The organism is Paenibacillus sp. J5C2022, assembly GCF_025567625.1.
Classification (GTDB): Bacteria; Bacillota; Bacilli; order Paenibacillales; family Paenibacillaceae; genus Pristimantibacillus.
In genome coordinates this window covers 87614-93685 of sequence record NZ_JAOQJC010000029.1, presented here as the reverse complement: position 1 = coordinate 93685, position 6072 = coordinate 87614, and the positions used below count along the sequence as shown (strand labels likewise).

The window sequence follows — 6072 nt, the reverse complement described above, 5'->3', positions numbered from 1 at the left end:
TGGTTACACATGGTGTATTTTTGCACTTGTATCCCCGCAAGGGGGGGTTCGGGCAAAGCGCAAGCGCGTCACATAATAACGCGCCTCCGAAGCCCGCTCGATCATGAGCGATGAGAGACATTAGCTTCGGGTTGACATCGTTCAATGTGCAGATTAACAGCCTTGCGGTTCGGGCGATCGACGTTCCCTCTCATCGACAGAATAAACAACGGAAGGAGCGCGGCCGCGGCAAGAGCGTACAGCGGCTCGAAGTAGCCGTAGCCCACATACAGAAAGAAACTGGAAAAAACGACGATTCCCTAGGTCGTTAGCGCCGTTCTCGCCCAGTGCTGGCCATAACGCCCTCCGTGACGAGCTAATTGATAGTATACAATACCTATCGATATCATTGGACCCGCAAGCGTAATCCGGTCAAGCGAAATGAAGTGTATCAGATGATGATTCACGTTATGAATATCGTCCGTCGTCATCCCCAGAAAGTCGAAATCATACGCTCGATTGCCGTCTGAATAGCCGCATAATTGAACGGATCGTTAATGACAACATCATTAAAACGAAGGGGGGATAATCGCACAAAACGAGCAGGCCTATGCACAAACGCATAGGCCTCTCACCGATTCGAACGTACGAATCATCGCATCCGGTACCTGTAGAATCCACTATTTATTCATTCCGCAACAAATCGATTGGTTAATGAGCCTAGTTTTTCAATTTCAATCGTAACGTTATCTCCTTCTTTCAGGTAAACCTGCAGCTCTGGTGGATAACCCATCACAACGCCTTCCGGTGTTCCGGTCAATATCATATCTCCGGGCAACAGTGTAAAGTGCTGCGAAATGTAGCTTATAATCTCGTCGCAATAAAATATCATATCGCTTGTATTGGAATTTTGCCGGACTTCTCCATTCACGATCGATCTGATTGCTAATTGATTGGGATTCCCTACTTCATCTGCAGTTACCAGATAGGGCCCAATAGGAGAAAAGCCGTCGCATGTCTTGCCAAGCAGCCATTGCTGAGTCCGCAATTGCAAATCGCGCGCTGACACATCGTTTGCGTTGCAATAGCCAAACACAACACCAAGCGCTTCCTCCTTGGACACGTATTTCGCTTTTTTTCCGATGACGATAACAAGCTCGGCTTCATAATCCACCTTCGTCGTCACTTTCGGAATGACGATATCCTCTCCATCCGCAGCAAGCGCGTTGCTGAACTTGTTAAAGAGGACAGGATGCTCCGGCACGGGGAGATTGGTTTCCTCTGCATGCTTGCGATAGTTAAGACCCACGCATATGATTTTGCCCGGATTCGTGACACAGGGTCCGAGCTGAAGATTCGCTTCATTCAACCAACACGCTATCGTCTCCTTAGCGGTTAAAGTCCTATCAACCAGTTTATTCAACGCCTCAATAGCCTTTGCACCATCTTCTATCACTTCTAGAATGGTGTTAGGCACATAACTGTCCGACAAATGATGGGCTGCCAATTCAACATCCAACACCCCCATGTCCGTCCGAACGCCTAAACATAATCGATCTTCCTTCACAAATGTAATCAGTTTCATCTTTTTTCCTCCACCTTATTTTTACAGCATGATAGGCTTCTCTTTATCAGTTAACATTTTTCCCTCCGCCTTCCGCAGCCGTTCCATAATGAACCTGCAGTTCAGCTCCTTTTCTTTCAAATCCTGAACCGTATAATAATACTGATTGCTTGCTTCAAATCCAACTTTGGAATCGCTAATGACAAGATGATAGAGCTGTCGAACATTATCACTTTCTTTTTGAACGATGTCCATGAGCTTGCGACAGTTCCTAAGTTTCATTTCATCGCGTTTCGAAGTCAGGTATTGGTTGCGAGCCATTATAAACGAGATTTGCAAATAAGTGCTGTAGAAATGTAGATAAGCTGCGTTAGCTGCAGTCATCAGGTTTGCGAAGTCGTTCTTTGCTTCCGCAGGCGTCAGCTTTCGTGCCTTTTCCAGCAATCGAACCCCCTCCTTCCAGCCTTCTGACAGCTTCTTGAACTGCCTTGCGAATACGGGTTTCGGGTAATTGCCTCGCCAACCCTCGAGGTCATCGTACGGAAATCCTAACATGGATGCCGTATTGCCGGTCGGCTCAAGATGCAGCAGGTTTGCGGGCCCGTAATTTTGCGGCGCGACATACAATACGTTCAAATCAAAAGGAAATTCACGGAATGCCCGGCTGAAAGCGATCGACGCATCACCTATCTTTTGACCTGCCGCTCTGCCGAATTTGCCTTGAAGCAGGTTCTGGACTCCCTTCTTGTCGCCACCCTCGACTTTTGTATCGGTTTCCCAATAATATTCGGCTGCAAGCTCCAAATTGAGCGAAGGATAACTACCAAGCGTCCAGCTCAGCATCAATGCGCTGACTCCTGATTCCTTCAAATTTGCGAGATGTTCTTCCAGCAATGGAAAGACAGGCAGAAAGGGAACCGCTGAACATTCCCAAGTATTGTTGAATTGCACCTTCGCCGCCCCCCTCAGCCCTCGCTCTTTCGCCATCCGCCACATACGCTGAGCCTTCTCGCCCGGACCAACGTTGGACATTGAATAATCAATCACCTGATTCGGAATTCCGGCAATATTCGTTGGTAACGCTTCCTCGCTTGTACACATGACAAAAACGTTATCCGGGAGCGCTTCGATTGCTCTGGAATAGTCGCCCTCCGACCACCCCCAGTGCCCGCTCCACCCCCATGTCCAACACAAAATTCGCGCATCGGGTTTTTCTCTGAATACGCCTTCCGCAATAAGACGGTTGACCTCAGCAGTCACTTCACCAGATGTCCTCAAGCTGCAGCGTGGACAATTCGTCCTTCCTCCGACAGCTCGTGAATAACAGTGCGTCCAATTTTCCGACATCGTAATGGTGATCAGTCCCGCTAATTCGGGCACCTCGCTAAACAGCCTTGATATAGCGCCGCTGAGCAATTTTTGGACATCCGGATGGGAGGTGCATAGCATCGCTTGGCCATCATCCTCTGTATGCCCCTTCCAATCCGGCTTGTCTGCGAAAAAGGCTTCAAGCATAGACCTGGGCTCGTTGCAGTATAGAAATACACCTATTCCATATTTTTCTGCTCGTTGCACAAGATTGCGCAATCCATCGATTCGTTTCTCCCAACCGACGGATAACTGGGGAGCCGCCTCCCACGGTACTAGGCTATATAGCACGCTTTGCAGCCAAACTCCGTTGATACCCATGTCGGACAGTCTCTCAAGCAGCTCGTCAGGATAAGGATCCAGTTCAGGCTCCAGCAGCGGATCACCAAATAGAGCGCCATAAGAATAAATAATGCGTGTTTCGAATTTCGAGTCGCGCCGGTACTCTCCTGTCACGATATAAGGCAACCCGCTTTGGCTCATCTGCTTTGAAAGCCATTGCAGCCCCCGCATCGCACCGACTTCATCAACGGCGATAATTGAGATATTGGTCGGCGTTACCGAGATCGTATGGCTTTCCGCTAAACGGGTATCATCAGGAACAATCGAAATGCGCATGATGTTTTTTTCAGAGGAGTCCTCCCCTTCATCTGCGGCATGTGCTGACCCCGCATCCTCGCTAATCATCCACTTGCTTCCCCATATTTGTTCATGTTCCCTAACGAATCGTTCCGAAGCCGATTGAAGCAAAGCAGTCTCGTACGGCAACATTATCATCCAAGGCGCTTTCAGACTCACCTCGCCCGAAAGCGGTTTGCGAAATGGAATTCGGACGCTCGCAACTGCTTGTTTATATTGATTCAAAAAATCGAAAGGCTGTTCGCGCCGTCCGAAATCGGCTGCTTCATTTTCTTTCTGTTTCCCGAACTTCTCTGCAATCGTTTCTTTTATCCATCGAGTCCAATCCCGCTCCTCCAACGTAAGCTCCTTATAGCGCACCGTCTCGGTCCAAGGCTTCACGCTTCCTAGCTTTATCCATAGGAAATCATCCTCTTTCAATGTGAAAGCAAGCTTCTCTTCCGTCCATTCCAGCAATTGCAGCAATTGCTGGACGGGAAGCAGATGCCAGTTAGCGCGGATAATCGTAATATATCCTCTTTCCAGCCATTTGGTCTCGTTGTTGACTTGCTGCTCCTCAAGTCCAAGTTCGGCAGCGACTTCCGTAATTTGAGCTTCGGTAGCGCCGAGTACTTTTGCTATGTTGGTCAGAGGCACCAAGCCCCAGTTACGCCAAATAACAGCCTGCATGCGCGTTGGGAAATGCGGCAATTGGATCGATGGATGATTTGGACTATCCTCTATATGTAAAATCACAATCCACTCCGTTTCATCGTATAAGTTAGAGTCGACCTTATTATTCCATCTTTCCTACCATAACTTCGCATCCCGTCTCGCATGAAGCGACGATCACATTGGCAACTTCAATTCCATGAACCGCATCGGCAAATGAGATAACGGCTGGATCCTCGCCAGATGCAATACATCGGCAAATATAGGTCAATTGTTCACGCAAGCTCCCTACCGTTGCCCCGTGAAGCTTAACGTGAATATTCATATCGGGCGTTTGTCTACCTTCTCCGCTCCATATATGCAAGCCAGACTGGCTTGTTTCGAAATGCGCGATGCCGCTTAGACCGATCACTTCAATCGCATCTGCGATTTCAATGCCCGCCTTGTCTGGCGTCAGCCAATTGCTGTGCAAAACGGCAATCGCGCCGTTTTCGAATTCCAGGTTTGCCCATAGCACTTCAGGAGAGGTTGCCCCGGATAACGTTCTACCATATGCTTTTACCTTAACAACACGGGAGCCGGCGTACCAAATAGCCAAGTCGATATCATGAATCATCAGTTCAAACACGGTATGCACCCGCTTAAAGGTTTCAAACAAATAACGCTCGCGGGATCGCTTCATATACATGCTGACAGGAGTTCCGACCTGGTTGCTCTGAATCGCATCTTTGATCGCCGCATAACGGGGATCGAAACGAAGCAGATGCCCCGGCAAAATCAAGCGGCCGCTTGCAGCAGCAGCCGCTTGCATCTTCAGAGCTTCTTCCGGCCGAGTCGTTACCGGCTTCTCGACAAGCACATGCTTGCCGTATTGAAGCGCTTTCAAGGCGGGTTCCAAATGCTGACTTTCAAAGGTTACGACACTGATCAAATCAATACTAGCGTCCTGAAGCAAATCATTCTCATCGTAATATAGCCGCTTAATACCATACGTTTTTCCCGCTTGTTCCAGCCTCTCCGGCGAACGATCGCAAATGGCCACAACCTCCGCTTGCCCGAGCGCGCTAAAGGCTTCCAGATGGCACATTCCCCATCTTCCCAATCCGAGAATACCCACTTTCACTTTGTTCATTCGCTCTCTCTCCCCATCTACAAATTCGGAGGCACATCCAAGCGCTCGAAGCAAACATACGCTTTCTCGATATGTTTCCATGCTTCAGTCAACAGGAATGTACCATGACCGGGAAACAAAGCATCGATACGAAGCGAATGCAGCTTGGCAACCGTGGCCGCGTATTCGGGAATGACGCAATCCCACGTATTTTGAATAACTACCTTCCCACCGGCGAAGATCGAATCCCCGCTGAATAGCAGCCTCCTTCCATCGCGTTCAAGCAGATAGGACACATGGCCCTGAGCGTGACCAGGCGTATCCAGCACCATAAGCGCAACTTTTCCTATCTCGATCTTATCGTTTTCCCTAACGCCTCGAGCAACTGGACAAGAAGGGATTGTGTAATCTTCCGGGTATACACCCGCCCGAATGGCGGGAGGAACGCTTAGCTTCTCCAGTTCTCCATTGGCGAGCCAATTACTAACGTCTTGTGAAGAAATAACCTGCATCCCGAACCTCGTGTGGAAATAAGCAGCTCCGCCCGCATGATCGCCATGACCGTGCGTCAGCAGCAAATAGTTGATTTTGTCGGCAGCGATACCGATGCGTTCGATATTCCCTACAATTCGCTCTGGATTTATTCCGCCCCCTGCGTCAATAAGCGCATATTCCCCGTCACCGCAGTCCAACAGATAGACGTTGCAATCCATGGTATTGCTAGTTTGCGCGCCGTATTTGCCGCTCCCTACCAAATAAA

Annotated in this window: 4 protein-coding genes; all 4 read right to left on the bottom strand. The window is 49.1% G+C overall.

The annotated features are described in order from the left end of the window. Nucleotides 1-667: 667 nt before the first annotated feature. Genes M6D81_RS21445 through M6D81_RS21430 form a run of 4 tightly spaced genes read right to left on the bottom strand, consistent with a single transcriptional unit; the run spans nucleotide 668 to nucleotide 6067 of the window. The gene (locus M6D81_RS21445) at nucleotides 668-1564 is read right to left on the bottom strand and encodes a fumarylacetoacetate hydrolase family protein (protein ID WP_262679080.1); all 897 of its coding nucleotides are present in this window, start codon (nucleotides 1562-1564) and stop codon (nucleotides 668-670) included. A gap of 21 nt (nucleotides 1565-1585) precedes the next feature. Then, on the bottom strand, nucleotides 1586-4285 hold the full coding sequence (locus M6D81_RS21440) for a hypothetical protein (protein WP_262679079.1): 2700 nt from the start codon (nucleotides 4283-4285) through the stop codon (nucleotides 1586-1588). A gap of 40 nt (nucleotides 4286-4325) precedes the next feature. Beyond that, complete coding sequence (locus M6D81_RS21435) at nucleotides 4326-5333, bottom strand: Gfo/Idh/MocA family protein (protein WP_262679078.1); 1008 nt, start codon at nucleotides 5331-5333, stop codon at nucleotides 4326-4328. Nucleotides 5334-5350: 17 nt separating this feature from the next. Next, nucleotides 5351-6067 (bottom strand): MBL fold metallo-hydrolase, encoded by a 717-nt coding sequence (locus tag M6D81_RS21430; RefSeq protein WP_262679077.1) that lies wholly within the window; start codon nucleotides 6065-6067, stop codon nucleotides 5351-5353. Between the last annotated feature and the right edge of the window lie 5 nt (nucleotides 6068-6072).

Bases quoted from the DNA above. Each gene is read 5' to 3' on its own strand.
- M6D81_RS21445 (WP_262679080.1), bottom strand. From the start codon at position 1,564: ATGAAACTGATTACATTTGTGAAGGAAGATCGATTATGTTTAGGCGTT.
- M6D81_RS21435 (WP_262679078.1), bottom strand. From the start codon at position 5,333: ATGAACAAAGTGAAAGTGGGTATTCTCGGATTGGGAAGATGGGGAATG.